Annotated in this window: 30 protein-coding genes and 2 pseudogenes; 25 read left to right on the forward strand and 7 right to left on the reverse strand. The window is 71.2% G+C overall.

Translation table 11 applies throughout. The features are described 5' to 3' along the window. Positions 1-73 precede the first annotated feature (73 nt). From QM699_RS17805 to QM699_RS17825, 5 genes and pseudogenes are all read right to left on the reverse strand, one after another. Positions 74-958 carry an NAD(P)/FAD-dependent oxidoreductase gene (locus QM699_RS17805; protein ID WP_415012799.1) on the reverse strand — a complete coding sequence of 295 codons (885 nt, stop codon included), beginning with the start codon at positions 956-958 and terminating at the stop codon, positions 74-76. Further along, positions 868-1,329: an FAD-dependent oxidoreductase gene (locus QM699_RS17810; protein ID WP_415012800.1), complete on the reverse strand. Its 462-nt coding sequence runs from the start codon at positions 1,327-1,329 to the stop codon at positions 868-870. The genes QM699_RS17805 and QM699_RS17810 overlap by 91 nt, the downstream gene beginning before the upstream one ends. Next, positions 1,326-1,601, reverse strand: coding sequence for a dihydrodipicolinate synthase family protein (locus QM699_RS17815; protein ID WP_415012354.1), 276 nt, complete (start codon positions 1,599-1,601; stop codon positions 1,326-1,328). Before QM699_RS17815 ends, QM699_RS17810 begins: the two co-directional genes overlap by 4 nt. 37 nt (positions 1,602-1,638) lie before the next feature. Then, a pseudogene (locus QM699_RS17820) lies at positions 1,639-2,241 on the reverse strand (dihydrodipicolinate synthase family protein); the annotation flags it as partial. A 21-nt stretch (positions 2,242-2,262) separates the two neighbouring features. Beyond that, positions 2,263-2,790 carry a hypothetical protein gene (locus QM699_RS17825; protein WP_415012355.1) on the reverse strand — a complete coding sequence of 176 codons (528 nt, stop codon included), beginning with the start codon at positions 2,788-2,790 and terminating at the stop codon, positions 2,263-2,265. Between the two features lie 160 nt (positions 2,791-2,950). Between QM699_RS17825 and QM699_RS17830 the strand changes: the two genes are divergently transcribed. Genes QM699_RS17830 through QM699_RS17840 form a run of 3 tightly spaced genes read left to right on the forward strand, consistent with a single transcriptional unit; the run spans position 2,951 to position 5,192 of the window. Continuing rightward, positions 2,951-3,799 (forward strand): ABC transporter permease, encoded by an 849-nt coding sequence (locus QM699_RS17830; protein ID WP_415012356.1) that lies wholly within the window; start codon positions 2,951-2,953, stop codon positions 3,797-3,799. Further along, the gene (locus tag QM699_RS17835; protein WP_415012357.1) at positions 3,799-4,599 is read left to right on the forward strand and encodes a pyrroline-5-carboxylate reductase family protein; all 801 of its coding nucleotides are present in this window, start codon (positions 3,799-3,801) and stop codon (positions 4,597-4,599) included. The genes QM699_RS17830 and QM699_RS17835 overlap by 1 nt, the downstream gene beginning before the upstream one ends. After that, positions 4,596-5,192, forward strand: a complete 597-nt coding sequence (locus QM699_RS17840) for a dimethylsulfoniopropionate lyase (protein ID WP_415012358.1) — start codon at positions 4,596-4,598, stop codon at positions 5,190-5,192. Before QM699_RS17835 ends, QM699_RS17840 begins: the two co-directional genes overlap by 4 nt. 15 nt (positions 5,193-5,207) lie before the next feature. On the opposite strand, the gene QM699_RS17845 is transcribed toward QM699_RS17840, so the two are convergent. Then, on the reverse strand, positions 5,208-6,179 hold the full coding sequence (locus tag QM699_RS17845; protein WP_415012359.1) for a LysR family transcriptional regulator: 972 nt from the start codon (positions 6,177-6,179) through the stop codon (positions 5,208-5,210). 182 nt (positions 6,180-6,361) lie between these two features. Between QM699_RS17845 and QM699_RS17850 the strand changes: the two genes are divergently transcribed. From QM699_RS17850 to QM699_RS17950, 21 genes and pseudogenes are all read left to right on the forward strand, one after another. Next, a complete protein-coding gene (locus tag QM699_RS17850) occupies positions 6,362-7,174 on the forward strand; it encodes a dioxygenase (RefSeq protein ID WP_415012360.1) in 813 nt (270 codons plus the stop codon). 22 nt (positions 7,175-7,196) lie between these two features. Beyond that, the gene (locus QM699_RS17855) at positions 7,197-8,156 is read left to right on the forward strand and encodes a glyoxalase (RefSeq protein WP_415012361.1); all 960 of its coding nucleotides are present in this window, start codon (positions 7,197-7,199) and stop codon (positions 8,154-8,156) included. Next, the gene (locus QM699_RS17860) at positions 8,153-8,800 is read left to right on the forward strand and encodes an alpha/beta hydrolase (RefSeq protein WP_415012362.1); all 648 of its coding nucleotides are present in this window, start codon (positions 8,153-8,155) and stop codon (positions 8,798-8,800) included. The genes QM699_RS17855 and QM699_RS17860 overlap by 4 nt, the downstream gene beginning before the upstream one ends. 37 nt (positions 8,801-8,837) lie before the next feature. Continuing rightward, a complete protein-coding gene (locus tag QM699_RS17865; RefSeq protein WP_415012363.1) occupies positions 8,838-10,115 on the forward strand; it encodes an ABC transporter substrate-binding protein in 1,278 nt (425 codons plus the stop codon). A 157-nt stretch (positions 10,116-10,272) separates the two neighbouring features. Beyond that, complete coding sequence (locus QM699_RS17870) at positions 10,273-11,091, forward strand: SDR family NAD(P)-dependent oxidoreductase (RefSeq protein ID WP_415012364.1); 819 nt, start codon at positions 10,273-10,275, stop codon at positions 11,089-11,091. Positions 11,092-11,154: 63 nt separating this feature from the next. Then, the gene (locus QM699_RS17875) at positions 11,155-12,450 is read left to right on the forward strand and encodes an ABC transporter substrate-binding protein (RefSeq protein WP_415012365.1); all 1,296 of its coding nucleotides are present in this window, start codon (positions 11,155-11,157) and stop codon (positions 12,448-12,450) included. Positions 12,451-12,472: 22 nt separating this feature from the next. After that, positions 12,473-12,697: pseudogene (locus QM699_RS17880) on the forward strand (ATP-binding cassette domain-containing protein); the annotation flags it as partial. 61 nt (positions 12,698-12,758) lie between these two features. Then, positions 12,759-13,202, forward strand: a complete 444-nt coding sequence (locus QM699_RS17885; protein ID WP_415012366.1) for a hypothetical protein — start codon at positions 12,759-12,761, stop codon at positions 13,200-13,202. Further along, on the forward strand, positions 13,199-13,927 hold the full coding sequence (locus QM699_RS17890) for an ABC transporter ATP-binding protein (RefSeq protein ID WP_415012801.1): 729 nt from the start codon (positions 13,199-13,201) through the stop codon (positions 13,925-13,927). The genes QM699_RS17885 and QM699_RS17890 overlap by 4 nt, the downstream gene beginning before the upstream one ends. Further along, positions 13,914-14,771: a branched-chain amino acid ABC transporter permease gene (locus QM699_RS17895; RefSeq protein WP_415012367.1), complete on the forward strand. Its 858-nt coding sequence runs from the start codon at positions 13,914-13,916 to the stop codon at positions 14,769-14,771. Before QM699_RS17890 ends, QM699_RS17895 begins: the two co-directional genes overlap by 14 nt. Positions 14,772-14,774: 3 nt before the next feature. Then, positions 14,775-15,800 carry a branched-chain amino acid ABC transporter permease gene (locus QM699_RS17900; RefSeq protein WP_415012368.1) on the forward strand — a complete coding sequence of 342 codons (1,026 nt, stop codon included), beginning with the start codon at positions 14,775-14,777 and terminating at the stop codon, positions 15,798-15,800. After that, the gene (locus QM699_RS17905; protein ID WP_415012369.1) at positions 15,797-16,807 is read left to right on the forward strand and encodes a zinc-dependent alcohol dehydrogenase; all 1,011 of its coding nucleotides are present in this window, start codon (positions 15,797-15,799) and stop codon (positions 16,805-16,807) included. The genes QM699_RS17900 and QM699_RS17905 overlap by 4 nt, the downstream gene beginning before the upstream one ends. Before the next feature lie 11 nt (positions 16,808-16,818). Further along, positions 16,819-17,634: an alpha/beta fold hydrolase gene (locus tag QM699_RS17910; RefSeq protein WP_415012370.1), complete on the forward strand. Its 816-nt coding sequence runs from the start codon at positions 16,819-16,821 to the stop codon at positions 17,632-17,634. Between the two features lie 26 nt (positions 17,635-17,660). Beyond that, positions 17,661-18,881, forward strand: coding sequence for an acyl-CoA dehydrogenase family protein (locus QM699_RS17915; RefSeq protein ID WP_415012371.1), 1,221 nt, complete (start codon positions 17,661-17,663; stop codon positions 18,879-18,881). Between the two features lie 58 nt (positions 18,882-18,939). Next, positions 18,940-19,503, forward strand: a complete 564-nt coding sequence (locus QM699_RS17920) for a flavin reductase family protein (protein ID WP_415012372.1) — start codon at positions 18,940-18,942, stop codon at positions 19,501-19,503. Further along, entirely contained in the window at positions 19,500-20,219 is a 720-nt protein-coding gene (locus QM699_RS17925; protein ID WP_415012373.1) for an ABC transporter ATP-binding protein, read from the forward strand. The genes QM699_RS17920 and QM699_RS17925 overlap by 4 nt, the downstream gene beginning before the upstream one ends. Beyond that, a complete protein-coding gene (locus tag QM699_RS17930; protein WP_415012374.1) occupies positions 20,216-20,929 on the forward strand; it encodes an ABC transporter ATP-binding protein in 714 nt (237 codons plus the stop codon). The genes QM699_RS17925 and QM699_RS17930 overlap by 4 nt, the downstream gene beginning before the upstream one ends. Then, the gene (locus QM699_RS17935) at positions 20,926-21,786 is read left to right on the forward strand and encodes a branched-chain amino acid ABC transporter permease (RefSeq protein ID WP_415012375.1); all 861 of its coding nucleotides are present in this window, start codon (positions 20,926-20,928) and stop codon (positions 21,784-21,786) included. The genes QM699_RS17930 and QM699_RS17935 overlap by 4 nt, the downstream gene beginning before the upstream one ends. A 3-nt stretch (positions 21,787-21,789) precedes the next feature. Further along, positions 21,790-22,809 carry a branched-chain amino acid ABC transporter permease gene (locus QM699_RS17940; protein ID WP_415012376.1) on the forward strand — a complete coding sequence of 340 codons (1,020 nt, stop codon included), beginning with the start codon at positions 21,790-21,792 and terminating at the stop codon, positions 22,807-22,809. Between the two features lie 14 nt (positions 22,810-22,823). Next, entirely contained in the window at positions 22,824-23,660 is an 837-nt protein-coding gene (locus QM699_RS17945) for an intradiol ring-cleavage dioxygenase (RefSeq protein WP_415012377.1), read from the forward strand. Between the two features lie 4 nt (positions 23,661-23,664). Continuing rightward, positions 23,665-23,997, forward strand: coding sequence for a hypothetical protein (locus tag QM699_RS17950; protein ID WP_415012378.1), 333 nt, complete (start codon positions 23,665-23,667; stop codon positions 23,995-23,997). A 7-nt stretch (positions 23,998-24,004) separates the two neighbouring features. On the opposite strand, the gene QM699_RS17955 is transcribed toward QM699_RS17950, so the two are convergent. Further along, positions 24,005-24,955, reverse strand: a complete 951-nt coding sequence (locus QM699_RS17955) for a LysR family transcriptional regulator (RefSeq protein ID WP_415012379.1) — start codon at positions 24,953-24,955, stop codon at positions 24,005-24,007. Between the two features lie 91 nt (positions 24,956-25,046). On the opposite strand from QM699_RS17955, the gene QM699_RS17960 reads away from it, so the two are divergent. Then, complete coding sequence (locus QM699_RS17960) at positions 25,047-26,123, forward strand: maleylacetate reductase (protein ID WP_415012380.1); 1,077 nt, start codon at positions 25,047-25,049, stop codon at positions 26,121-26,123. Positions 26,124-26,154 lie beyond the last annotated feature (31 nt).

The following is a 26,154-nucleotide window of genomic DNA, read 5'->3' on the forward strand; positions in this document are numbered from 1 at the left end:
CGGCCGAACGTCGTGAACGGCCGAGCCGGCGCGCGTCAGCCCTCCCGCCCCGCGCGCCGCTCCTGCCAGCGGATCACCGCGTTGGCGCCGAGCCAGGCGAAGGGCTGCGGCGGCGGGCGCTTCGGCGCGGCTGGTCGCTGAACTTCGCCAGATCGTCTGACCGGGTGCCGGTGGTGAGGTCGGCGGCCATCATGCCCGCGAGCGTGCTCTTCACCGTGCCGAGGCCGTTGCAGCAGCAGGCGGAGAAGAGGCCGGGCTCGACCTCGCCGAAGGCCGGGACGTGGTTGAGGCTGAGGCTGAGGCGGCCGGCCCAGCTGTTTTGGAAGGCGAGGCCCGCGAGGTCGGGGAAGCGGGCGTCGAAGGAGCGGCGCTGTTCGGCGGCGATGCCGGCGACGCGCCTCTCGGAGACCTGCGCGCCGGGGTCGTAGGTGAAGCGGGTGCGGACGACGATCCGCGACCCGGCCTCGCCGGTGATCTTGCGCACGGTCGCGCCCATCGGGTCGGCGGGCAGGAGGCCCCAGCGGTCGCGGCCGGCCTGCGCGGGGTCGAAGGGCGCGGTCATCGAGGCATAGGTGAAGACGTGCATCAGGCGGCCGCGGAACTGGCCGAATTCCTGCGCGAGGCCGTTGACGCCGAGGATGACCTTCGGCGCGGTGACAGAGCCCCTTGAGGTTCGGGCAGTCCAGCCGGCGCCGCTGCGCGTCAGCTCGGTGACGGGGGAGTTCTCGTAGAGCGCGATCTTCGGCGCCAGGCCGGTGGCGAGGCCGCGGATATACTCGGCCGGCTGGATCAGCGCGGCGCCGGGCGTGTAGAGCCCGCCGCGGTAGTAGTCGGTGCCGGTGATCTCGCGCATCTCGGCCGCGTCGATCAGGCGCAGCGGCTCGCCGATCTGCGCGAGCGAGGCGGCGAAGGCCGCGTTGAGCCGGTCGCCGCGGTCGCTCGCCGCGGCATGGCGTATTCGGCGGCGGCCTCCTTGGCGAAGGCGATGGCGACGCGGTTCTGCGCCATCTCCAGCATGGTGCCGCCGGCGTCGCCGGAGGTGTATTCGCCGCCCGAGAGGTTGTGCGGCACGTCGATCATGAAGCCGGAGTTGCGCCCCGCCGGCCCCTGCGCCAGCTCGCGGGCGTCGAGGACGACCATCCGCTCGCCCGGCCGCGTCCGGGTCAGGCGGCGGGCGGCGGAGAGGCCGGCGAAGCCCGCGCCGATGATGAGCCAGTCGGCGGTTTCGTCCGCGTCGAGGGTGCGCACGGGGAGGCTGCGGCGGGAGATCGCCTCCCACCCCGAGCGCCCGGTGTCGACGGGCAGACGCTTGACGCGATGGGTGGTCACCGCACGGGCTCGGGCTGCCGGGCGACGGCGGCGACCTCGGCCCGGAGCGCGGCGACCACATCGGCGAAGCGCGCCTTGTCCTCGGCGCCGAGCGGCAGCAGCGGCAGGCGGGGATTGCCGGCGTGAAGGCCGATCAGCTCGGCGCCATGCTTGATCTTCTGCACGAAGTTGCCCTCGTCGAGGTCGTTCATCAGCGGCAGCATCGCCGACATGATCCTGCGGCCCTTGGCGAAGTCGCCCTCGACCACGCAGGCTCTCATAGAGCGCGACATGCTCGGCGGGAAGGAAGTTCGAGCCGGCGCAGACCCAGGACGGCGCGCCCCAGGCGAAGAATTCGAGCGCGAGGTCGTCCCAGCCGCAGGAAAGCGAGATGTTCGGGAAGCGGCGCGCCAGCATGTGGAGCTGGCCGAGATCGCCGGAGCTTTCCTTGATGGCGACGACGTTCTTCGACGCGCTGACGCGGGTGAAATAGTCCTCGCCCATCGAGACGCCCATCCGGCCGGGGTAGTTGTAGAGCATGATCGGCAGGCCCGCCGCCTTGTCGATGGCGAGCGCGTGGGCGGCGTTCTCCGCCTCGCTCGGGGCCGCGTAGGGCGGCGAGGCGACGAGGATGGCGTCGGAGCCGATCTCGCGGGCGTGGGTCGCGTAGGCGATCGAGTCCTCGGTGCGGATCGCGCCGGTGCCGACGATCAGCGGCAGGCGGGTGCCGATCACTTCCTTTGCGTAGGCCGCGAGGTCGGTGCGCTCCCGCGGCGTGTGGGCATAGTATTCGCCCGTCGAGCCGGCGATGATGATGCCGTGCACCTTCGACGCGATCAGGTGCTCCAGCACCGCGGCAAAGGCCTTGCGGTCGATGGCGCCGTCCTTGTCGAGGGGGGTGTTGGCGAGGGTGTAGATGCCTTCGAACTTCATCTGGTTTCCTCCTTCTCGGGGTTATTCGACGCCGGCTTTCCACTCGCGCCACGCGAAGGTCGCCTTGGCGCCGATCAGGGTCAGCGGTCGCGGGGGCAGCGCCCGCGGGGCGGGATAGGCGCGGTAGATGCGGATGAGCGGGGTCTCGGTGCTGGTCACGTCGGCGACGGCGAGGCCCGAGGCGGTGGCGTTGGAGGCACCGAGGCCGTTGCAGCCGACGGCGGCGAGGATGCCGGGCGCGACCTCGCCGAGGGCAGGGACGCCGTTCCAGGTCAGCGCCATGGCGCCGCCCCGGCGGTACTGCATCTTCGTGCCGGCGAGGGACGGGAAGCGGTGCGCGAACTTCGCGTCGTGGACGGCGCCGGCGCGGCGGAGCGTGGCGTCGCCCGCGTCGAGGCCGGGGTGGCAGGTGTAGCGCGAGCGGACGAGCAGGCGGTCGCCGTCCGCGCCCGCGATGCGGCGGAGCCTGCCGTTCGCGCTGCCGAGCATCATGGCCGGGATCAACCAGAGCCTGATGATGGCCTTCGGCATGGTGGTGATCGCCGGCATCGCCGGCTCCGGGGGCCTGGGCGAGTCGATCTACGAGTTCGATCCGCACGCTCGACATCGGCAAGTCGATCGACGCCGCCATCGCCATCGCCATCGTCATCCTGACCATCGTCATCGACCGCATCACCCGGAACCTCGTTCGCCCGGCAAAGGAAAGCGCATGACCTTCTCCCCCGGTGCCGTCCTCGCCCCCGCCGTCGACTGGCTGAACCAGAACCTCCACCCGCTGTTCGGCGCCATCGCCGCCGTCGTCAACGCCGTCGTCAACGCCGTGGTCGGCACGGTGCAGGCGGTGCTGCTCTGGCCGCCGGCGCTCGCGGTCATCGCCGTCGTCGCCGTGCTGGCGCTCGTGCTGCTCGGCTGGCGGATGGCGGTGCTGGCGCTCGTCGCCCTCGGGTTCTGCCTGGTCATGAACCTCTGGAAGCAGTCGATGGAGACCGTCGCGCTCGTCGTCGTCGCGGTGGCGATCTCGGTCGCGATCGCCGTGCCGCTCGGCATCCTCGCCGCCCGCCGGCCGCGCGTCGAGGCGGCGCTGCGCCCCGTCCTCGACATCATGCAGACGGTGCCTCCCTGGGTCTACCTGATCCCCGCCGTCATCGTCTTCAGCCTCGGCCAGGTTCCTGCCATCATCGCGACCATCGTCTATGGAGTGCCGCCGATGCTGCGCCTGACCACGCTCGCCTTCAAGCAGGTGCCGAAGGGCCTGATGGAACTCGGCCAGGCGATCGGCGCCGAGCCCCGCACGATCATGACGAAGATCGAGGTGCCGGCCGCGATGCCCACCCTCGTCGTCGGCCTCAACCAGTGCATCCTGCTCTCGCTCGCCATGGTCGTCCTCGCCGGTCTCGTCGGCGCCGGCGGACTCGGCGCCGAAGTGACCCGCGGCCTCACCCGCATGGAGATGGGCCTCGGCCTGCGCGCCGGCCTCGTCATCGTCGCCGTCGCCATCCTGCTCGACCGCCTCTCGCGCGCCGCCCTCCAGCGCGACCGCAGCCGGGGGGCCGCGTGATGGAAGACTTCCCCCGCATCGGCATCGTCGGCGGCAACGGCTGGATCGGCGGTGCGCTCGCCCGGGCGCTGGTCGCCGCCGGCCTGCCGGCGGCGCGGCTCACGCTCTCCTGCCGCAGCGTGCCGCCGGGCTGGTTGCCGGACGCGCGGTGGACGCACGACAACCAGGCGCTCGCCGACGCTTCCGACGTGATCGTCCTCTCCGTCCGGCCGCAGGACTGGGGCACTGTCGCGCTGTCGGCGGCGGACAAGCTCGTCGTCTCGGTGATGGCCGGCATCCCGCTCGCCGACATTGCGACCGCGGTCGTCAGCGCGCGCGTCGTCCGCGCCCTGCCGAACGCCGCGGCCGACGTGGGCGCCGCCTACACCCCGTGGTGCGCCAGCGCCGCCGTCACCGAGGCCGACCGCGCCGTCGTCCAGCGGCTCTTCGGCACGTGCGGCACCGGGGACGAGGTGCCGCGCGAGGTGGATATCGACTACATGACCGGCTGCTCCGGGACCGGCCCCGCCTATCCGGCGCTGCTCGCCGCGGCATTGATCGCCGACGCGGTTGCCCACGGCCTGCCGGAGGCCGTCGCCCGCCGGGCCGCGGTCGGGATCCTCGTCGGAACCGGCCGCCTCTTCGAGAGGTCCGGCGAGGATCCGGCCGATACCGTCGCCGCCTTCGTCGACTATCGTGGCGTGACCGCCGCCGCGATCGAGGCGATGCGCGCCGCCGGGTTCGACGCGGCGGTCAGCGCCGGCCTTGCCGCGGCGCTCGTGAAGTCCGAAGCTCTCCGGCCCGCAAAGGACGCCCGATGACCCGCGACACCGCCCTCCAGACCTTCGCAGACGCCGCGCTCGCCGCCTATCGGACGCACAGTCCCGGCCCCGAGGCGGCCGCGTCGCTCGATCGGATCGCGGCGGCGCTTGCCACCCCGGCGCCGCGCCGCGCGCGCCCGGGCAGCCGGCTGCCCGTCTGTGCCCACCTCGACGCCGCTCTCGCCGTCGAGACCGGGGACGCCGGCCTCGCCACGCTGCTCGGCGCGTTTCGCGCGATCGAGCCGGACCTCGAATGGACGCGCCGCGCCGCCTGGGACGAAACGGCCAGCGCCAATTTTCCCGACGGCCACGCCAACGCGATGATCCTCGGGCCGGCAGGGCTCGAGAACCGCGACGATCTCTGGCTCGGCGTCTCGCTGCTCGCGCCGCGGGTCCGCTACACCGACCATGCGCATGCGCCGGAAGAAACCTATCTCGTCGTCTCGGAGGGCGAGTTCCAGCACGGCGACGGCGGCTGGTTCACCCCCGGGATCGGCGGCAGCTTCTACAATCCGCCGTGGATCCGCCACGCCATGCGGTCCGGCGACGCCCCGCTGCTCGCGTTCTGGGCGCTCTGGCCGGAACCGCGCTGAGCCGCCGACGCCGGGTCAGCCATCCTCCGGGCCCGGCGGCGCGCCCCAGACCACGGCGCGCTCATGGCGGCGGATGACGTGCTTGAGGTCGTCGAAAGCGGCGATGACGTGGCCGGCGAAGCGGACGGCCGCGGCGGTGCGGAGGCCGTCGGTGCGCCGGAGAATGCCAAGCGAGCGGTTGGGCTGCGGAATGTCGTAGGGCAGGACGGTGATCCGGCTCTCCCGGCGGAGCGCGAAGACCACCGAGAAGGGCAGCACGGCAAGGGCGTCGGTCTCGGCGAGGACGTTGACGACGCTCATCAGCGAGCCGCCGGAATACCGGATGTTGAGTTCGGACATCCCGATCGACATCAGGATCATCTGCAGGTCCGACATCAGCGGCGAGCCCGGCAGCGGCGCGACCCAGGGGTAGCGCGTCAGGTCCTGCGCCTCGAGCGGCCGCTTGCGCATCAGCGGGTGGCCGGGCCGGCAGGCGACGATGTTGCGGCCGGGAAGGATCTCGGTGAACTCGAAGCCCGGCCCGAGGTCGAGAACGCCGATCGGGACGATCCCGAGGTCGATCTGGGAGGCCTCCAGCGCGGCGGCGATCTCGGGCAGGTTCATGTAGCTCTGCTCGACGGTGACGCCGGGCTCGTGGTGCAGGAACTCGCCGATCATCCGGCTGATCATCGCGTCGAGGAAGAACGGCACGCCGGCGAGGCGGACGCGGCCGGTGGAGCCGCGGGCGAAGCCTTGCACGGTGTCGGACGCCCGGCGCGACGCCGCGATGATCGCGCGTCCCTGCACCGCCAGCTGGCTGCCGAGCGGCGTCGCCTGCAACGGCCGGCGGCCCCGGATGAACAGCGGCTCGCCGACGCGGGCCTCCAGCATGGCGAGCGAGCGGCTGACCGCGGGCTGGGTCAGGCCGAGCAGCGCCGCGCCCTCGGACACGCCGCCGGCGTCGAGGACGGCGGCCAGCTGCATCAGGTGGCGTTCGTTCAGCTTCATAGCACACTGCTATACTACCGGCGAAACAACTCAACCAAGGGCCATCCGCGGCGCGCTAAGCCTTCGCCAGGAAGACCGGGGGAGGCGCCGGCGGCATGTATGGCCAGCAGGAAAGGCTTCGCGCTGGCGGCGGCGAGCCGGCGGTGCAGGATACGGCCGGACCGGATGCGGCGGCGCGAGGCTTGGCCAGGGCGTTCGCGGCCCGGCTCGAGCACGCCGCGCCGTCCCGGCTGCGCGAGTCGGTCGGCTCGGCGGTGGAGACGCTGCACGGCCTCGTCGCCGGGCTGGGCCTGACGCCGGCCGAGCTGCGGGCGTCGGTCGCGTTCCTGACCGACGTGGGACACCACGCCGACGATCGGCGGCAGGAGTGGGTGCTCCTCGCCGATGTCCTCGGCGTCTCGTCGCTCGTCGAGGATCTGAGCGCCCCGCGGCCGGCGGGCGCCACGCCGAACACCGTCGCGGGGCCGTTCTACCGGGCCGACGCGCCGGATCTGCCTGCCGGGGCGACGATCTCGCGCGACGGCAAGGGCGAGCCGCTCGCGGTCTCCGGCCGGGTCGCAGCCCTCGGCGGGGGGCCGCTGGCGGGAGCGGTGGTCGAGGTCTGGCAGGCGAACGGCGAGGGCCGCTACGAGAATCAGGAACCCGACCGCCAGCCGGAGAACAACCTGCGCGGCCGCTTCCGCACCGACACGCAGGGCCGCTTTGCCTTCCGCTCGGTGATGCCGGCGGGCTACGCGCTGCCGGCGGACGGGCCGGTCGGGCGGCTGATGGCCGCGCTCGGCCTCGCGCTGCAGCGGCCGGCGCATCTGCATTTCCGTGTCACGGCGAACGGCCATGAACGGCTGACGACGCACGTCTTCGATCGCGACGATCCGGCGATCGACGGGGACGCAATCTTCGGGGTGAAACCCGAACTGAAGGTCGAGTTTCGCTGCACCACGGCGGGGCGCACGGTCGACGTCGACTTCGTGCTCTGCCCGCTGCGGCAGGGCTGACAAGAAACGGAGGAGGAAAAGAATGAGCAAGATCAGCGGCTATCACCACCTGACGCTGTCGACCGACGGCGCACAGGAGGACTTCGACTTCTACACCAAGGACCTCGGCCTGCATTCGGTGAAGCGCACCGTGCTGTTCGACGGCGTGATCCCGGTCTATCACCTTTATTACGGATCGCCCGCCGGCGATGCCTCGACGATCATCACGAGCTTCCCGTTCCGCAAGCCCGGCGTCTATGGCCGCCGTGGCACCAACCAGTCGCGGACGATCATGCAATCCATCCCGAAGGGCGCGGCGTCCTTCTGGGTGGACCGGCTGAACGGCCGCGGCATCGAGGCGAAGGCGATCAGCCGCTTCGGCGCCGACCGCGTGGTGTTCGCGCATCCCTGCGGCATCCCGCACGAACTCGTCGAAAGCGACGGCGACAACCGCGCGCCGATCACCAACGCGGCGCAGGGCATCGGCGCCGCGCACGGCATCAGGGGGATCTACGGCGGGCTGGTCGCCTGTTTCGACCGCACCTCGATGGACGACTTCATGACCATCGCGCTGCCGCTCACCAAGGAAGCGGACAGCGACGAAGGCACGGTCTACCGCGTGCCGGACGCCAACGGCGTGATCCAGCGCGTCGAGGTGGTCGAGGACCGCGTGAGCCCGCAGGGCACCTGGACGCTCTCGGGCGGCACGATCCACCACCTCGCGCTCAACACCGGCGACGAGGAAAACCAGATGTCGCTCCGCGCGCACATCGAGGGCCTCGGCTTCACCGACATCTCCGAGCAGAAGGACCGCAACTACTTCAAGTCCTGCTACGTGCGCTCGCCGGGCGGGGCGCTGTTCGAGCTGGCGTGGACGACGCCAGAGGGCTGGGCGCGCGACGAGCCGCCGGGGCAGATCGGCAAGACGCTGGTCTTTCCGCCGTGGTTCAAGGACCGCGAGGCCGAGCTGCGGGCCGGGCTCGAGGCGGCGGAATTCGCGTGAGCGACGCGCTCCACCTCGGAGCGGGCGCCGGGGCGAGGGCGGTCTGCGTCCTCGTCCACGGCCGCGGCCAGTCGCCGGAGGAGATGCAGGCGCACATCCTCGCGCGGCTCGACGTGCCGGACGTGGCCTTCGTGCTGCCACGGGCAGCGACAGGCTCGTGGTACGCCGCCAAGGCCGTCGATCCGCTGACCGCGGAGACCCGGAGCGCGCTTGCCGCATCGCTCGACGCCCTGGCGGCGGATGTGGCCGCGGCGCGGGACGCGCATCCCGGCCGGCCGCTGCTGCTCGCGGGCTTCTCGCAGGGGGCCTGCCTGTCGCTCGAATACGCCTTCTCCGGGCAGCCGACGCCGGACGCGCTGGCCGCGCTGACCGGCTGCCGGGTCGGGGTGCGGGCGGACACCCGGGACCGCGACCTCGCGCCCGGGCTGCCGGTCTACCTGACCGGCTCGGACGGCGACTCGTGGATCCCGGTGACGGCGTTCGCCGAGGCGGCGGTGGAGCTGGGGCAGGGCAGGGCACGCCTGCGGGCCGACCTGTTTCCCGGCCGCGCGCACGAGGTTTCCGACGCCGAGGTGGCGATGGTCGGCGCGATGCTCGCCGATCTTGCCGCAGGCGGGACGACACGGATGGCGGCCCCGCGCTGAGGGCCGGCGTCCGAACGACAACGAGAGGGAGGAAGCGATGCTGACCAGACGCAAGTTCCTGCACGCCTCGGCGGCCACGGGCCTGACGCTCGCCGCCGCGCCGCGCCTCGCCACGCCGGCGCTGGCGCAGGGGGCGAAGATCAAGCTCGGCTACGTCTCGCCGCAGACCGGGCCGCTCGCCGGCTTTGCCGAGAGCGACGCCTGGAACATCCAGTCCTTCCTGGCCTCGGATCTCGGCAAGAACTTCGACGTGATCGTCAAGGACAGCCAGTCGAACCCCAACCGTGCGGCGGAGGTGGCCAAGGAGCTGATCCTCGACGACGGCGTGAACCTGATGCTCGCCGCCTCGACGCCGGAGAACACCAACCCGGTCTCGGGCGTCTGCGAGGGCGAAGGCCTGCCCTGCATCACCACGGTCGCGCCGTGGCAGCCGTGGTTCATCGGCCAGCAGGGCAACCCGCGCGATCCGGCGAGCTGGAAGCCGTTCGACTATGCCTTCCACTACTTCTGGGGCATGGAGGACGTGATCGAGGTCTACACCGCGATGTGGGACCAGCTCACCACCAACAAGGCCGTGGGCGGCCTCTTCCCGAACGATGCCGACGGCAACGCCTGGGGCGACCCGGCGAACGGCCTGAAGCCCGGCCTTGCGGCGAAGGGCTACACGCTGACGAACCCGGGGCCGTTCCAGAACCTCTCGGACGACTTCTCGGCGCAGATCAACGCCTTCAAGGCGGCGAACACCGACATCATCACCGGCGTGCTGATCCCGCCCGACTTCACCACCTTCTGGAGCCAGCTCCGCCAGCAGGGCCTGAAGCCGAAGGCGGTCACGGTGGCGAAGGCGCTCCTCTTCCCGCAGTCGGTCGAGGCGCTGGGCGACGCCGGCAACAACCTCTCGTCCGAGGTCTGGTGGTCGCCCTCGCACCCGTTCTCCTCGACCCTGACCGGCCAGAGCTCTGCCGATCTCGCCGCCGACTTCACGGCGAAGACCGGGCGGCCTTGGACCCAGCCGATCGGCTTCGTCCATTCGCTGTTCGAGGTCGCGGCCAACGTCATGGGCCGCGCGGAGGACCCGACGGACGGCGACGCGGTGGCCGAGGCGATCGCGGCCACCGACATGACCTCGGTCGTCGGCAAGATCGCCTGGAACGGCGCCGGGATGCCGCCCTTCGCGGCAAAGAACGTCTGCAAGACGCCGCTGACCGGCGGGCAGTGGCGGCTGAAGGACGGCGGCGGCTACGACCTCGTGATCGTCGAGAACGGCGCGGCGCCGGAAATCCCGACGGGTGGCAAGATGGAGCCACTCGCCTGACCGTGTGACAGTCGGGTTATCCAGATGGGAAATTTGGCCATCTGAATAACCCGACGATATGTAATCTGGCGTTCTTCGAATTTGACTGGTGCGGCTCCGGCAGCCGATATGGACGAAATCGCCTGCGACAGATGGGCGGATGACACGGAGGAAGCGGATGGCCAGCCTGGAGCGGATGTTCGACGTGCGCGGCAAGTCGGTGATCGTCACCGGCGGCGCCAGCGGCATCGGCAAGGCCTACGCCGAGGTGATGGCGGAACAGGGCGCCCGGGTCTGCCTGTTCGACATCGACGCCGCCGGCCTCGACGCCGTGGTCGCCGCGATGACCGCCGCCGGCGGCGATGTCTGGGGCCAATCGGTCGACGTCGGCGACCGTCCGGCGATGGCCGCCGCCTTCGACCGCGTTGCCGAGCGCCACGGCCGCATCGACACGGTCTTCGCCAACGCCGGCATCGACCCGGGCCCCGGCTTCATGACCCCGACCGGCGAGCGCAATCCCGACGGCGCCATCGAGAACATCCCCGACTCGCAGTGGGACAGGGGCATCGAGATCAACCTCACCTCCGTCTACACCACGGTGAAGAACGCCGTCCGCCACATGAAACCTGCGGGCGGCGGCGAGATCATCGTCACCTCGTCGATCGCGTCGGAGATCAACGAGAGCATCGTCGGCACGTCCTACATGCCCGCCAAGGCGGCGGTGAACCACTTCGTCCGGCACATGGCGATGGAACTCGGCGCCTTCGGCATCCGCGTCAACGCCATCCTGCCCGGGCCGTTCATCACCAACATCGCCGGGGGGCGCCTGCGCAACAAGGCCGACCGCGAGGCGTTCGAGTCGCAGTCGCTGATCGGCCGCATCGGCGACGTCGAGGACATCAAGGGCCTCGCGCTGCTGCTCGCCTCGCCGGCCGGGGCCTACATGACCGGCTCGCTCGTCGTCATCGACGGCGGCTCGCTCATCCGCATGACCTGAGGACGCCTGCCCGCCGCACCGCCGCAGAGGCGGGCCGGGACAACGAAAACGGGAGGACAGAAGATGACCTACTACAACCGGCTGGTGAAATCCCGCGTCGGACGCCGCGCCGTGCTCCGCGGACTCGGGGCCGGCGTCGCGGTCAGTGCCCTCGGCTCCCCGGCCATCCTGCGCGCCGCCACCGCCGGCAAGATCAAGGTCGGCTATCTCACCCCCGCCACCGGCCCGCTCGGCCTCTTCGGCGAGACCGACGGCTACAGCGTCCAGAAGATCCGCGACCACCTCGGCGGCAAGCTCACCGTGGCGAGCGGCGACACCTACGACATCGAGTTCATCGAGCGCGACACGCAGTCGAACCCCAACAAGGCGGCCGAGCTTGCGGGCGACCTCATCCTGAACGAGGAGGTCCATCTCCTCTGCCCGGCGTCGACCACCGACACCATCCTGCCGTCGATGGAGCAGGCCGAGCTTTACGAAACCCCCTGCATCTCCTCCGGCGCCCCGTGGCAGGCGGTCATCATGCCGCGCGGCGGCGGCGAGTTCGACTGGACCTATCATTTCTTCTGGGGCCTCGACGAGGCGCTCAACACCTTCGTCGGCCTCTGGAAGGGGCTCGAGACCAACAAGCAGGTCGGGATGCTGTTCCCGCAGAACATCGACGGCGAGACCTGGGGCAACGACCAGTACGGCCTGCCGGTCCCGACCAAGGCCGCGGGCTTCGAAGTGACGATCCCCGGCTATTTCCAGCCGCGCACCAACGACTTCTCCGCTCAGATCGCCGAATTCAAGAAGGCGGGCTGCGAGATCATCGGCGGCATCACCTATCCTGACGACCTCAAGACCTTCGTCACCCAGGCGAACCAGCAGGGCTTCAAGCCCAAGGCCGTGACCGTCGCCGCCGCGCTCCTCTTCCCCGGCGGCGTCGAGGCGATGGGCCCGCTCGGCAACGGCATGAGCTCCGAGGTGTGGTGGACGCCGGCCTTCCCGTTCAAGTCCACGCTGACCGGGCAGGTCAGCCGGGACCTCGCCGACCAGTGGGAGGCGGAGCAGAAGCGCCAGTGGACCCAGCCGCTCGGCTACTCCCACGCGCTGCTCGAGGTCTCCCTCGACATCCTCAAGCGCTCGGAGAACCCGCTCGACCGCGAGGCCAACCGCGACGCGATGGCGGCGACCGACATCACCACCGTCGTCGGCCCGATCAAGTTCAGCGGCAAGCCCCACAAGAACGTCTCGGCCACGCCGATCTTCGGCGGCCAGTGGGTCAAGGGCGAGAAGTGGCCGTACGACCTCAAGATCGTCGACAACTCGGTCAACCAGCTGTTCGCGCCGGAACAGAAGATCGTGCCGCTGGCCTGGTGATCCGATGAGGGACGGGGCGGGGATGGCCGGCGAGATTCTCCTCAGTGCGCGCGGCGTGTCGAAGCGGTTCGGCGCGCTGACCGTGCTGCACGACGTGAGCTTCGACGTCGCGCGGGGCGAAGTGCTCGGCATCCTCGGCCCGAACGGCGCCGGCAAGACCACGCTCTTCAACACCATTTCCGGCGACCTGCGCCCGTCGGCCGGCGAGATCGCCCTCGGCGGGACGACGCTCGGCAACGAGCCGCCGTTCCGCCGCTGCAAGATGGGGATCGGGCGCACCTACCAGAATCCCGCGCCCCTACACCGGCATGACCACCTTCGAGAACCTGCTCGTCGCCGCGGCCTTCGGGGGCGGGCGCTCGGAACGCGACAGCTACGCCTTCTGCGCCGCCGTCCTCCGCGACTGCGAGCTCGAGGCCAAGGCCAACACCCCCGCCGGGTCGCTGCGGCTGCTCGACCGCAAGCGGCTGGAGCTTGCCCGGGCGCTCGCCACCGACCCGCGGCTGCTCCTGCTCGACGAGATCGCCGGCGGGCTCACCGACGAGGAGTCGCGCGATCTCGTGGCGCTGGTCCGCCGCATCCGAGACCGGGGCGTGACCATCGTCTGGATCGAGCATGTCCTCCACGCGCTCCTCGCCGTCGCCGACCGCCTTCTGGTGCTGAACTTCGGCGAGAAGATCGCCGAGGGGGTGCCGGCGCAGGTGATCGCCGACCCGGAGGTCAAGCGCGTCTACATGGGGATCGAGGCATGACCGCGCTTCTCTCCACCCATGGCCTCGTTGCCCGCTATGGTGACTTCCAGGCGCTCTATGGCGTCGATGTCGAGGTCGCTGCCGGGGAGGCGGTGGCCCTGATCGGCGCGAACGGCGCCGGCAAGTCCACCTTCCTCCGCGCCGTCATGGGCCTGCTCCGCGTCGAGCCCGACATGGTGCGCTTCGACGGCCGGCCGATCGGCGGCACCCCGGCCGACCGCGTGGTGCGCGAGGGCATCGCCATCGTCCCCGAGGGCCGGCGTCTCTTCACCGGCATGTCCGTCGAGGACAACCTCCGCGTCGCCGTCGACCAGGCCGCGCGCATGGGCCGGAGCGGCGGCTGGACCATGGCCCGCCTCCACCAGTTGTTCCCCATCCTGAAGGAAAAGGCCCGCGTGCCCGTGCAAAGCCTGTCCGGCGGCCAGCAGCAGATGGTCGCGATCGGCCGGGCGCTGCTCTGCCAGCCGCGCGTGCTGCTCTGCGACGAGATCAGCCTCGGCCTCGCGCCCAAGGTGATCCGCGAGATCTATGCCGCCCTCCCCGAGATCCGCGCGCAGGGCGCCGCGGTCGTCGTCGTCGAGCAGGACGTCGGCCTCGCGCGGTCCGCCACCGACCGCCTCTACTGCATGCTGGAGGGCCGCGTGACGCTCGCGGCCCGATCGGCAGACGTCACGCGCGAGCAGATCGGCGCAGCCTATTTCGGAGCCGGCCATGCAGTGGCTTGATCCCCTCGTCCAGGGCGTCCTGCTCGGCGGCATGTACGCCCAGTATGCGCTCGGCATGGCGCTGATGTTCGGCGTCATGCGCATCGTCAACGTCAGCCATGGCGATCTCGTCATCCTGCTGTCGCTGATCGGCATCTCGCTGGCCGCCCGCTTCGGCTTCGGGCCGTTCTCGGTGATGGCGGCGCTCGTGCCGCTGGCGGTGCTGCTGGGCTGGGTCCTCCAGAAGGCGATCCTGAGCAAGGTGGTGGGCGAGGACCCGCTGCCCTCGCTCATCGCCACCTTCGGCCTGTCGCTCGCGCTGCAGAACCTCATGCTGCAGATCTGGTCGGCGAACAGCCGCTCGCTGCCCGGCGGCGGCCTTGAAAGCCGGTCGATCGAGATCGGCGGCGTCTTCATCGGCCTCCTGCCGGTGATCGTCCTTGCCGTCGCGACGGCGCTTACCCTCGGGCTCGACCTGCTGCTGAAGCGCACCCGCTTCGGCCGCGCGCTCCGCGCCGCCGCGGCCGATGTCGAGGCGGCGGCGATGACGGGCATCGACCCGCGCTCGGTCTATGCGCTGGCGACGGCGATCGCGGTCGGCATCCTCGGCTTCGCCGCGGTCTTCCAGTCGCTGCGCTCGACCGTCGCCCCCGCCGACGGCCCGGCGCAGCTCATCTATGCCTTCGAGGCCGTCATCATCGGCGGCATGGGCTCGGTCTGGGGCGCCTTCGCCGGCTCGATGGTGCTTGGCATCACCCAGGCGATCGGCTTCCGCATCGACCCGGGCTTCGGCGTCCTCGCCGGCCATCTCGTCTTCCTGATCGTGCTGGCGACGCGGCCCCAGGGCCTGTTCGGAAGGGCCTGAGCGATGACCACCGTCCCCCTCGACAGCCTGCCCGAAGTCAGCGTCCGCCGGCAGACCACGTCCGGCCGCATCGCGCTGACGCTGTTCGCGCTCGCCATCGTCGCGCTCGTCGCGATGCCGTGGTGGGCGAAGACCGGCACCATCCGCATGTTGCTGGAACTCTGCTGCTACATCGCCGTCGCGCAGATGTGGAACCTCCTCGCCGGCTATGCGGGCCTCGTCTCCGTCGGCCAGCAGGCGTTCATCGGCGCCGCGGGCTACGCGCTCTTCGTGCTGGCGCAGACCTTCGGGGTGAACCCGTTCCTCGCCATCTTCCTGTCGCTCCTCGTGCCGGCCGCGCTCGCCGTGCCCTGCTATCTGCTCCTCCACCGTCTCGACGGCCCGTACTTCGCCATCGGCACCTGGGTCGTGGCGGAGGTCTTCCGGCTCGTGTCGTCGAACCTGACGCTGGTCAACGCTGGCGCGGGCATGTCGCTGACGGTGATGAAGGACTACTCGGCCTTCGAGCGGAACGTCGCGATGTCGCTGCTCTGCGCGGTGCTGACCCTCGTCACCACCGGCGGAAGCTACTGGTTCCTGCGCTCGCGCTACGGCCTCGCCCTCATGGCGATGCGCGACAATCCGGTCGCCGCGGCCAGTCAGGGCGTCAACGTCCGCCGCCTGCGGTTCGGCATCTACGTCGCCGCCGCCGTCGGCTGCGGCCTTGCCGGGGCGATCTACTTCATGGCCCAGCTCCGCATCAACCCGGCCTCGGCCTTCGATCCGATGTGGTCGAACGTGGCGATCTTCATCGTCATGGTCGGCGGCATCGCCTCGATCGAGGGCGTGCTGATCGGAACGCTGATCTACTTCGTCGCCGACCGCACCTTCGGCGAGTACGGCGCCACCTACTTCGTCGTGCTCGGCATCCTGACCGTGCTCGTCGCCCTCTACGCCCGCAGCGGCACATGGGGGCTGATCTCGAAGCGGTGGGATGCGCCGTGGTTCCCGATCCGCCGCCACCTCGTCATCGAAGGGACCGCCCGATGAAAGCCGCGATCTTCGACGCCGTCGGCGCGCCGCTCCGCATCGCCGAGGTCCCCGACCCGGCCCCCGCGCCCGACGAGGTGGTCCTGCGCACCGCCGGTTGCGGCATCTGCGGCAGCGACCTGCACATCACCGAGGATCCCGTTCCCTTCGGCATCGGCGCGGGCTTCGTCCTCGGGCACGAGATCTCGGGCGAGGTCGTCGCCACCGGCGCCGCCGTGACCGACCTGCGCCCCGGCGATCGCGTGGCCGTCGTGCCCATGCGCGGCTGCGGCCATTGCCCGTGCTGCCGCGCCGGCGACCCGGCCCGCTGCCCGGAGATGACGCTGATCGGCGGCGGCTATGCCGAGTACGTCACCGTTGCCGCCCGCCAGTGCCAGCGCCTGCCGGAGGGCGTCGCCCTCGTCGACGGGGCGCTGGCCGAACCGCTCGCCGTCGCGCTCCACTGCATCGTCCGGTCGGGCATGAAGGTCGGCGACCGCGTGGCGATCCTCGGCGCCGGCCCGATCGGCCTTCTCGTCGGCTTCTGGGCCCGCCGCCTCGGCGCCGCCCGGGTGGTCGTCGCCGACATTCACGACCACCAGCGTGCGCGCGCCCTCGCGCTCGGCGCCACCGGCTTCGCCCTGTCGGGCGATGGCCTTGCCGCGAACCTCGCCGACGCCTGCGGCGGTGCCCCCGATATTGTCTTCGAGTGCGTCGGCAAGCGTGGCCTGCTGCAGGCCGCGGCCGAGGCCGTGCGCCTGCAGGGCAAGGTCGTCGGCGTCGGCCTCTGCATCGGCGGTGACACGTGGGACCCCTTCATTGCGCTGTCGAAGGAGATCGACCTGCTGTTCTCGGTCTTCTTCCACCAGGGCCGCGAGTTCGCTGTCGCGCTCGACGCGCTGATCGGCGGCGTCCCGCAGGGGATCGTCACCGACCGCATCGACCTCTCGCCGGTGCCGCAGATCTTCGAGAGTCTTCGCCGCCGCACCACGCAGTGCAAGGTGCTGATCCAGCCCGAACTCGCCTGAGGAGGACCGCCATGGAAGCGCCAATGGACGCGGACATGAAGACCATGGACTTCGAGACCCTCGACTACGACGTCGGCGGCGTCCGCACCGTCGTCAGGGCGATCGGCCGCGGCAAGCCCATCCTGTTCCTGCACGGCGCCGCCACCCTCGAAGGCTTCGACTTCGCCCGCGGCCTCGCCGACCGCTTCCGCGTCCTCTGCCCGAGCCACCCCGGCATGGGCTTCTCCGGCGAGGCTCCCCACGTCTCGGGCATGGCTGACCTCATCGTCCATTACCTCAACCTCCTCGACGCGCTCTCCCTCGACACGAAACCCCACCTCGTCGGCTTCTCCATGGGCGGCTGGACCGCGACCGAGCTCGCCGCCGTCGCCCGCGAGAAATTCGACCGCGTCGTCCTCGTCGCCCCCGCGGGCCTCAACCACCCCGAGCATCCGGCGACCAACCTCGGCGCCGTCGCGCCGCAGGACCTGCCCGGCTACCTCGCCGACGACGTGACCGTCGCGCTCCGCTACTTCCCCGACGGGTCCGACCCCGCCTTCGCCGAAGCCTTCGGCGCCGACCGCGCCCGCGAGGGTGAACTCGTCGGCCGGCTCTGCGCCCCCTTCGGCATGGGCCACCCGAACCTCGCGCGGATGATCGCCCGCATCACCAACCCGACCCTCGTCGTCTGGGGCGACCGCGACCGCCTGCTGCCCGCGAGCCAGCTTCCCCTCTGGGTCGCGAGCCTTCCGAACGGCACGGCGCTCTCCGTGCCCGGCGCCGGCCACTTCGTCCTTCAGGAAAAGCCCGAAACCCTGGCGCGGATCGGCGACTTCCTCGCCGCCTGACGCCATCCGAAACAGGAGGAACACCGATGAACAAGCCCATGAAGCACGGCTACTGGGGCGCCACGGTCGACTACCGGGACATGCTCGCCAAGATCGCCGCGATCGGCCCCGCGCTCGAGGCCAACGCCCCCGGCGACGAGTCCCGCGGCGAGCTTTCGCCCGAGACCTTCGCCCTGCTGAAGCCCCTGCGTTTCTCCCACCTGCTCGCTACCGAGAAGCTCGGCGGCGCCCAGATGCGCCCGACCGAGGTGCTCCAGCTGCTCGAGGCCGTCACCTGGTGGTCGGGCTCCGCCGGCTGGGTCTCCATGGTCCACTGCTGCATCGGCGCCATGTCGGCGGCCTTCCTGCCGGACAGCGCCGTCGAGCGCCTGTTCGGCCCGGGCACCGACAACCGCTTCTCGGGGCAGGGCGCGCCGCTCGGCATGCTGAAGAAGGTCGACGGCGGCTATCGCCTGACCGGCAAGTGGAGCTACGGCTCGGGCTTCAGCCATGCCACCTGGTCGCACTCCGCCTGCTTCGTCGACGACGGCACCGGCAAGCCGGCCAAGAACGAGAACGGCGACGTCATCATCATGTGCGCCCACGCGCCGCAGGGCGAGCACGGCCAGCTCGGCAACTGGGACGTGCTCGGCCTCAAGGGCACGGGCTCGATCGACTACGACGCCAAGGACGTGTTCATCGCCGACGACCTCGTCTTCCCGATCCTGACCGCCCCGCCGCAGCGCCTGCAGGAGCTGTTCAGCCTCGGCATCGTCGGCCTTGCCGCCATCGGGCATACCGGCTGGGCGATGGGCACCGGCCGGCGGATGCTCGACGAGATCGCCAAGTTCGCCCGCTCGAAGTCCGGCCGCGCCGGCCTGCTCGGCGAGAGCGAGAAGTTCTGGCACGACTACGGCCGCGCCGAGGCGTCCTATCGCGCCGCGCGCGCCTTCGTCATGGAGGTCTGGGGCGAGATCGAGGCGAAGTGCGAGGCGGGCCAGACGATGGACACCCGCCAGATCAGCCTCGTCCACCTCGCCAAGGCGCAGATCCACGAGGCGGGCGCCGACCTCTGCAATTTCGCCTACCGCGCGTCCGGCGGGGCGGGGCTGCGCGCCGGCGTCATCCAGCGCACCTTCCGCGACATGATGGTGGCGGCGAACCACTTCACCATCGCCCCGTCCATCGTCACGTCCGCCGGCCGCGAGCTGGGCGGGCAGTGGTCCGACCGGACGTGGCAGTTCTACGACCTGGTCGACAAGAAGTGACGTCCCGCGGGAAGCGCACCTGCCCGCTTCCCGCCCCTCTCCCGCCCGAGGTCCTGCGATGAGCGATCCCCGACCCGTCAGCGCCGCCTTCCGAGAGGCCTTCCGCTGCCATCCCGCCGGCGTCGCGGTCATCACCGCGGACCCGGGCGGCCGGCCGGTGGCGATGACCGTCTCCTCGCTCGTTTCGGTCAGTGCCGAGCCGCCAACCGTCGCCTTCTCGCTCTCGTCCCGCTCCGGCTCCACCGCGGCGGTGCTGGAGGCGGGGACCATGGTCATCCACCTCCTGCGCTATGCCGACCTCGACCTTGCCCGGCTCGGCGCCACCCCCGGCGCCGACCGCTTCGGCGCCGGGGTTCCGTGGGAGCGCCTGCCCACCGGGGAGCCGCGCTATACCGCCGTCGCCACCTGGTTCCGCGCCCGCATCCAGGGCGCCCTGCCCGTCGAGGGCGCGACGCTCGTCGCGGCGGAACTCCTCGACGGCGCCACCGGCGACGCCTCGGACGCGCCGGAACTCGAGTCGCTCATCTACCTCGACCGCCGCTGGCACCGCCTGCGCGAGGCCCCGGGCGGCGAGGCAAGCCTGCTGCCGCTCGACATCGACTATCGCGACGTCTTCCGATGACGATCCTGTCGCTCGAAGGCGTCTCCAAGAGCTTCGGCGCGCTCAAGGTCGCCGACGACGTGACCTTCGCCGTCGAGGCGGGCGAGGCCGTCGGCATCATCGGCCCGAACGGCGCCGGCAAGTCGTCGCTCTTCAACCTCGTCACCGGCACCCTTCAGCCCGACGCCGGCCGCATCCTGCTCGACGGCCGCGACGTCACCGCCGAGACGCCGATGCAGCGCTGTGCCAGCGGGGTCGGGCGGTCGTTCCAGATCCCGCAGCCGTTCGGCCACCTCTCGGTCTATGAGAACCTGCTCGTCGCCGCCCGCTTCGGCGGCGGCATGACGGCGGCCGAGGCGCCGGACGCCTGCATGGCCATCCTCGCCCGCACCGGCCTCGCCCGCCTCGCCGACCGGCCGGCCGGCGGCCTGCCGCTGCTCAACCGCAAGCGGCTGGAGCTCGCCCGCGCCATGGCGACCCGCCCCCGCGTCATCCTGCTCGACGAGATCGCCGGCGGGCTGACCGACGGCGAGTGCGCCGAGCTGGTCGCGACCATCCGCGCGATCCACGCCGAGGGCACCGCGATCCTGTGGATCGAGCATGTCCTGCACGCGCTCACCTCGGTCGTCTCGCGCCTCGCGGTGCTGAACTTCGGCCGGCTGCTGATGATCGGCCCGCCCGCCGAGGTGATGGCGGCCCCGCAGGTGCGCGAGATCTATCTCGGGATCGAGGCATGACCGCGCTCCTCGACATCCGGGGCCTGACCGCCCACTACGGCGACTTCCAGGCGCTGTTCGGCATCGACCTCACCCTCGCCCGCGGCGAGACGCTGGCCGTGATCGGTGCCAACGGCGCGGGCAAGACCACCCTCATGCGCGCGATCACCGGCATCGCCCGCGTCACCGCCGGCGTCGTCACGCTGGACGGCCGGCGCATCGACCGGCTGTCCGCGCCGGAGATCCTGCGCGCCGGCATCGCCATGGTGCCTGAGGGCCGCCGCCTGTTTCCGAGCCTGACGGTGGAGGAAAACCTCCGTATCGGCGCGCACGCCCGCACCGGCAATGGCTTCTGGACGCTGCCCCGCGTCTTCGATCTCTTTCCCGTCCTCGCCGAGCGCCGCGCCCAGCCCGCCACCGCGCTCTCCGGCGGCCAGCAGCAGATGGTGGCGATCGGCCGCGCGCTGATGTCGAACCCGTCCGTCCTCCTCTGCGACGAGCTTTCCCTCGGCCTCGCGCCGGTCGTCATCCGCGAGATCTATGCCGCCTTCCCGACGATCCGCGACGCCGGCACCGCCATCGTGGTGGTGGAGCAGGACATCGGCCAGGCGCTGAAGGTCGCGACCCGGGTCCACTGCATGATGGAAGGCCGCATCACCCTGACCGGCCGCCCGGCCGATCTCGACCGGGCGGCGATCCACGACGCCTACTTCGGGGTGAGCCACGCATGATCTGGCTCGGCACCCTCGTCCAGGGCCTGATGCTCGGCGGGCTCTACGCGCTCTTCGCCGCCGGGCTCTCCCTCGTCTTCGGCATCATGCGCCTCGTCAATCTCGCGCACGGCGACCTGATCGTCCTGGCGGCCTACCTCATCCTCGGCATCGGCACCGTCACCGGGCTCAACCCCTTCGCCGCCGCGCTCCTCGCCATGCCGCTGATGTTCGCCCTCGGCTGGGTGCTGCAGACCGCGCTCCTCGACCGCGTGCTCGGCGAGGACATCCTGCCGCCGCTCCTCGTCACCTTCGGCCTCTCGGTCGTCATCCAGAACGGCCTGCTCCAGGCCTTCACCGCCGACAGCCGCAAGCTCCCCGTCGGCCCGATCGAGGCGCATTCCGTCGCCCTCGGCCCCGTCACCGTCGGCGTCATGCCGCTCCTCACCTTCGCCTCGGCCGTCCTCGTCATCCTCGCCCTGAACCGGCTGTTCTACCGCACCGCGCTCGGCCGCGCCTTCCGCGCCACCTCCGACGACGCCGTGACCGCGCAGCTCATGGGCATCGAGCCCCGCCGCGTCTTCGCCATGGCGACGGGCATCGCGCTCGTCGTCTCGACCATCGCTGCGCTCTACCTCGGCGCCCGCGCCAACTTCGACCCCTCGATCGGCCCAGCGCGCCTGCTCTACGCCTTCGAGGCGGTCATCATTGGCGGCCTCGGCAGCCTCTGGGGCACGCTGGCCGGCGGCATCGTCATCGGCGTCGCGCAGGCGTTCGGCGCCGCCGTCAACCCGGAATGGCAGAATCCTCGCCGGCCACATCGCCTTCGTCCTCATCCTTCTCGTGAGGCCGCGCGGCCTCTTCCCGCGCGCGAGTGACTGATGAAACGCGACAGAGCCCTCCGCCTCGTCCTCCTCGCCGCCGCGCTGCTGCTCGCCGCGCTGCCGCTCATCGCCTCACGCGCGCTGGTGCAGGACGTGTTCGGCGTCCTCTGCCTGCTCGTCCTCGCGCTCAACTGGAACATGCTCGCGGGCTTCGCCGGCCTCGTGTCCGTGGGACAGCAGGCGTTCGTCGGCATCGGCGCCTACACCATGTTCGCCGCCGTCATCCTGCTCGGCCTCGATCCCCTCGCCGGCCTCGTCCTCGGCGGCCTCGCCGCCGCCGTCCTCTCCGTCCCGATCGCCTTCTTCGCCTTTCGCCTGCATGGCGCCTATTTCGCCATCGGCACCTGGGCGGTCGCCGACATCGCCCGGCTGTCCTTCGGTCAGTGGAAGGCGCTCGGCGGCGGCACCGGCACCTCGCTGCCGCGCGACGCCACCCGCGACATGCTCGGCGTCGCCCCCCTGCGCGAAGCCCTCGGCATCTCCGCCGCCGCCGCCGTCGACGCGCTCACCTACTGGCTCGCGCTCGCCCTCGTCCTCGCGCTCCTCGTCGCGAGCTGGCTGTTCCTGCGCTCGCGCATGGGCCTCGGCCTGCAGGCCGTCCGCGACAACCCGGTCGCCGCCCGCGCCGTCGGCGTCGACCCCACCCGCCTCAAGGCCCTCGTCTTCGTCCTCGCCGCCTTCGGCACCGGGCTCTGCGGCGGGCTTCTCTTCATCCAGATCGGCCGCATCTCGCCCGACGCCGCCTTCTCGCTGCTCGACTGGACCGCCTTCGTCATCTTCGTCGTCGTCATCGGCGGCATCGGCACGCTGCCCGGGCCCGTCGTCGGCGTCCTCGTCTTCTACGGCCTCGAGCGGCTGCTCTCCGACTACGGCACGGTCTACCTGATCGTCCTCGGCCTGATCGGCATCGCGATCATGCTCTTCGCCCGCCGCGGCCTCTGGGGCAGCTTCGTCGAGCGCACCGGCTTCGACCCGGCGCCCCTCGGGCACGCGGCGCCGCACTCCCCTGTCTCCTGATCCCGGAGGACCCCATGACCTACTTTACCGAAGCCGCGTCCGCCGAGACGGTCAACGCCCGCATGGGACCGGACACCGCCCCGCGCCTCGCCGAGGTGATGGCGAGCCTCGTTCGTCACCTTCACGCCTTCGCCAAGGACGTGCAGCTCACGCAGGGCGAGTGGGAGACGGCGATCGCCTTCCTCACCCGCACCGGCCAGATCTGCTCCGGCGAGCGGCAGGAGTTCATCCTCCTCTCCGACGTCCTCGGCTTCTCGATGCTCGTCGACGCGATCAACAACCGCCGCCCCGCCGGCGCCACCGAAAACACCGTCTTCGGCCCGTTCCATGTCGCCGACGCGCCGATCCGCGCGATGGGTGCGAACATCTCGCTCGACGGCAAGGGCGAGAGCTGTCTCTTCGAGGGGCGCGTGCTCGGCATCGACGGCGCGCCGATCGAGGGCGCCACCGTCGACGTCTGGTCCGACAACGCCGACGGCTTCTATGACGTGCAGCAGCCGGGCATCCAGCCGAAGTGGAACAACCGCGGCCGCTTCATAACCGGGGCGGACGGGCGCTATTCCTTCCGCGGCATCCGGCCGGTCAGCTATCCGATCCCCGACGACGGCCCCGTCGGGCAGATGCTGGCGCAGCTCGGCCGCCACCCCTACCGCCCGGCGCACATGCACTACCTCGTGACCGCGCCGGGCTTCCAGAAGCTCGTGACCCACACCTTCGTCGGCGGCGACACCTACCTCACGTCGGATGCGGTCTTCGGCGTCAAGGACAGCCTCGTCGCCCCCTACGAGCCCGGTGCCCCCGGCGATACGCTCTGGCGCTCACCCTTCGATTTCGTGCTGGTCCGGGAGTGAGCCGATGCCCAACGTCAAGATCTTCGTCGACGAGACCCAGTATCCGGCGCTTCGGAGCGACCTCGCCGCGCTGCTTCCCGGCCTGCGCGATCAGCTCTGCGGCGACTTTGCCGTCGATCGGTCGGCCTGTCAGTTCGCCGTGATCCCCGTCCTCGGCCTGCCCGACCAGCCGCCGGTCAACGTCGAGCTCAACATCCTGTCCGGCCCGGAGCGGACCCGCGAGGTGGTGGCGGCGGCGGCCGCGCGACTGCGCGAGACGATCGGCGCCGCCACCGGCCGGCACATCGCCGTCCGCATCGCCCAGCTCGACCCCGAAGGCTATGTCGCGCTCAAGTAGCCCCGCCCTAGCCGCGCCGCCGCGTCACCTGCTGCTCGTGGTCCATCCGCGCCTGCAGCCGCTGGCACTCGGTCTCGAGGAACCCGGCGAAATGGCGCAGGGCCGGCGGACCCTGCCGGTCGGTCACGGTCAGGAGGCCGAGCTGCCGGTCGGGATGCTCGATCCGGAGCGGCAGCGCCTCGAGCGGCACCGTCCGGCGCGACAGGAACACCACCGAATACGGCAGCACCGTCAGCGCGTCGGATCCGGTCAGCACCGACTGGATCGACGCCAGCGACCCGCCGGAGAAGTTGACGCGAAAATCCTCCTGTCCGATCGACTTCAGCGCCCGCTGCAGGTCGCGAAAGAGCGGGCTGTCCGCTGGCGGGGCGATCCAGGCGTAGGGCGCGATGTCGCTGAGGGTGATCGCCTTCACCCGGGTCAGCGGATGGCTCGCCCGGCAGGCAATGACATTCCGCCCCGAGAGCAGCGGCACGAAGCGCATGTCCGCCGGCACCTGGCTCGGGTGCAGCGGCAGGATCGCGAGGTCGAGCCCGCCGTTGCGGAGCCCGGTCGCCAGCGCATCGAGATAGCCGTAGGACTGGTCGATCTGCACGTCGGCGTTGCGGCACTGGAACTCGGCGATCATCGTCGAGACCACGCCGTCCATGAAGATCGGCGATCCGCCGACCCGGAGCCGCCCGGCCCCCCCCTGCCGGAACCGCCGCACCAGCAGGCTCGCCTCCTGGTTTGCCGCGCGGATCCGCGCCCCGAGCCGCGCGAGGCTGGCGCCGAGCTCCGTCGGCCGCAGCGGCCGGCGCCCCGGCTCGAACAGCGGCAGGCCGATGCGCTCCTCGAGCAGCGCCATGCTGCGCGAGACCGACGGCTGCGACTTGCCGAGCGCGTCCGCGCCCTCGGTCAGCCCGCCCTTCTCGACGATCGCCGCCAGTATCTCCAGGTGCTCGCTGTCGATCTTCATACCGCAGAGCGATATAACGCCCGCCCGTTCCGATCAATATCGGCAACGAGTGGGTATAGGGTTGCCGCCAAAGCCAGAGGGGAGACGCCACTTGTCCTTCTTCCGTGATGCGTTCACCGCACGCAGCGCCGCCGTGCGCGTCCGCTTCGGTGCCGGGGTCCGCCGCGCCGTGGCCGACGAGATCGACGCCCTCGGCGCGCGCCGCGCCCTGATCCTGACGACACCGCATCAGGCGGCCACCGCCGACGAGTTCGCGGCCTGCTGCGGCGCGCGTACCGCCGGCCGTTTCACCGGCGCCGCGATGCACACGCCCGTGGATATTTCCGAGGCGGCGACGGCCTACGCCCGCGAGATCGGTGCGGATGTCCTCGTTGCCGTCGGCGGCGGCTCGACCACCGGACTCGGCAAGGCCATCGCGCTGCGCACCGACCTGCCGCAGATCGTCGTCCCGACGACCTACGCCGGGTCCGAGGCGACGGGCATCCTCGGCCAGACCGAGAACGGCGTGAAGACGACGCTGACCTCGCCAGCGGTCCAGCCCGAGGTCATTCTCTACGACGCCGAGCTGGTCGCGACCCTGCCCGTCGGCCTCACCGTCACCTCCGCGCTCAACGCCATGGCGCACGCTGCGGAAGGGCTCTACGCCCGCGACCGCTCGCCGCTCTCCTCGCTGATGGCGGTCGAGGGCCTGCGCGCCTTCCGCGACAGCCTGCCGGCGGTCATCGCCGCGCCGGCCGACCTGCCCGCGCGCTCGGAAACGCTCTACGGCGCGTGGCTCTGCGGCACCGTGCTGGGGCAGGTGGGCATGGCGCTGCACCACAAGCTCTGCCACACCCTCGGTGGCAGCTTCGACCTGCCGCACGCCGAGACCCACGCCGTCGTCCTGCCCCACGCCATTGCATTCAATGCGGCCGCGGTCCCCGACCTGCTCGCGCCGGTCGCCGAGCTGTTCGGCGGGGACGACCCGGGACTCGGCCTCTGGCGGTTTGCGAGGGAGTCGGGCGCGCCGATGGCGCTCCGCGACCTCGGCCTCGCCGAGGCCGACCTCGACCGCGCGGCCGACCTCGCCACCGCCAACCCCTACTGGAACCCCCGCCCGGTGACCCGCGAGGGCATTCGCAAGCTGCTGCGCGCCGCCTGGGCAGGGGACGCCCCGGCTGCCGATTGAGACACGCGGGACGCGGCGAAGTCCGCGCCCG

The organism is Amaricoccus sp., from assembly GCF_047602525.1.
Taxonomy (GTDB): domain Bacteria; phylum Pseudomonadota; class Alphaproteobacteria; order Rhodobacterales; family Rhodobacteraceae; genus Amaricoccus.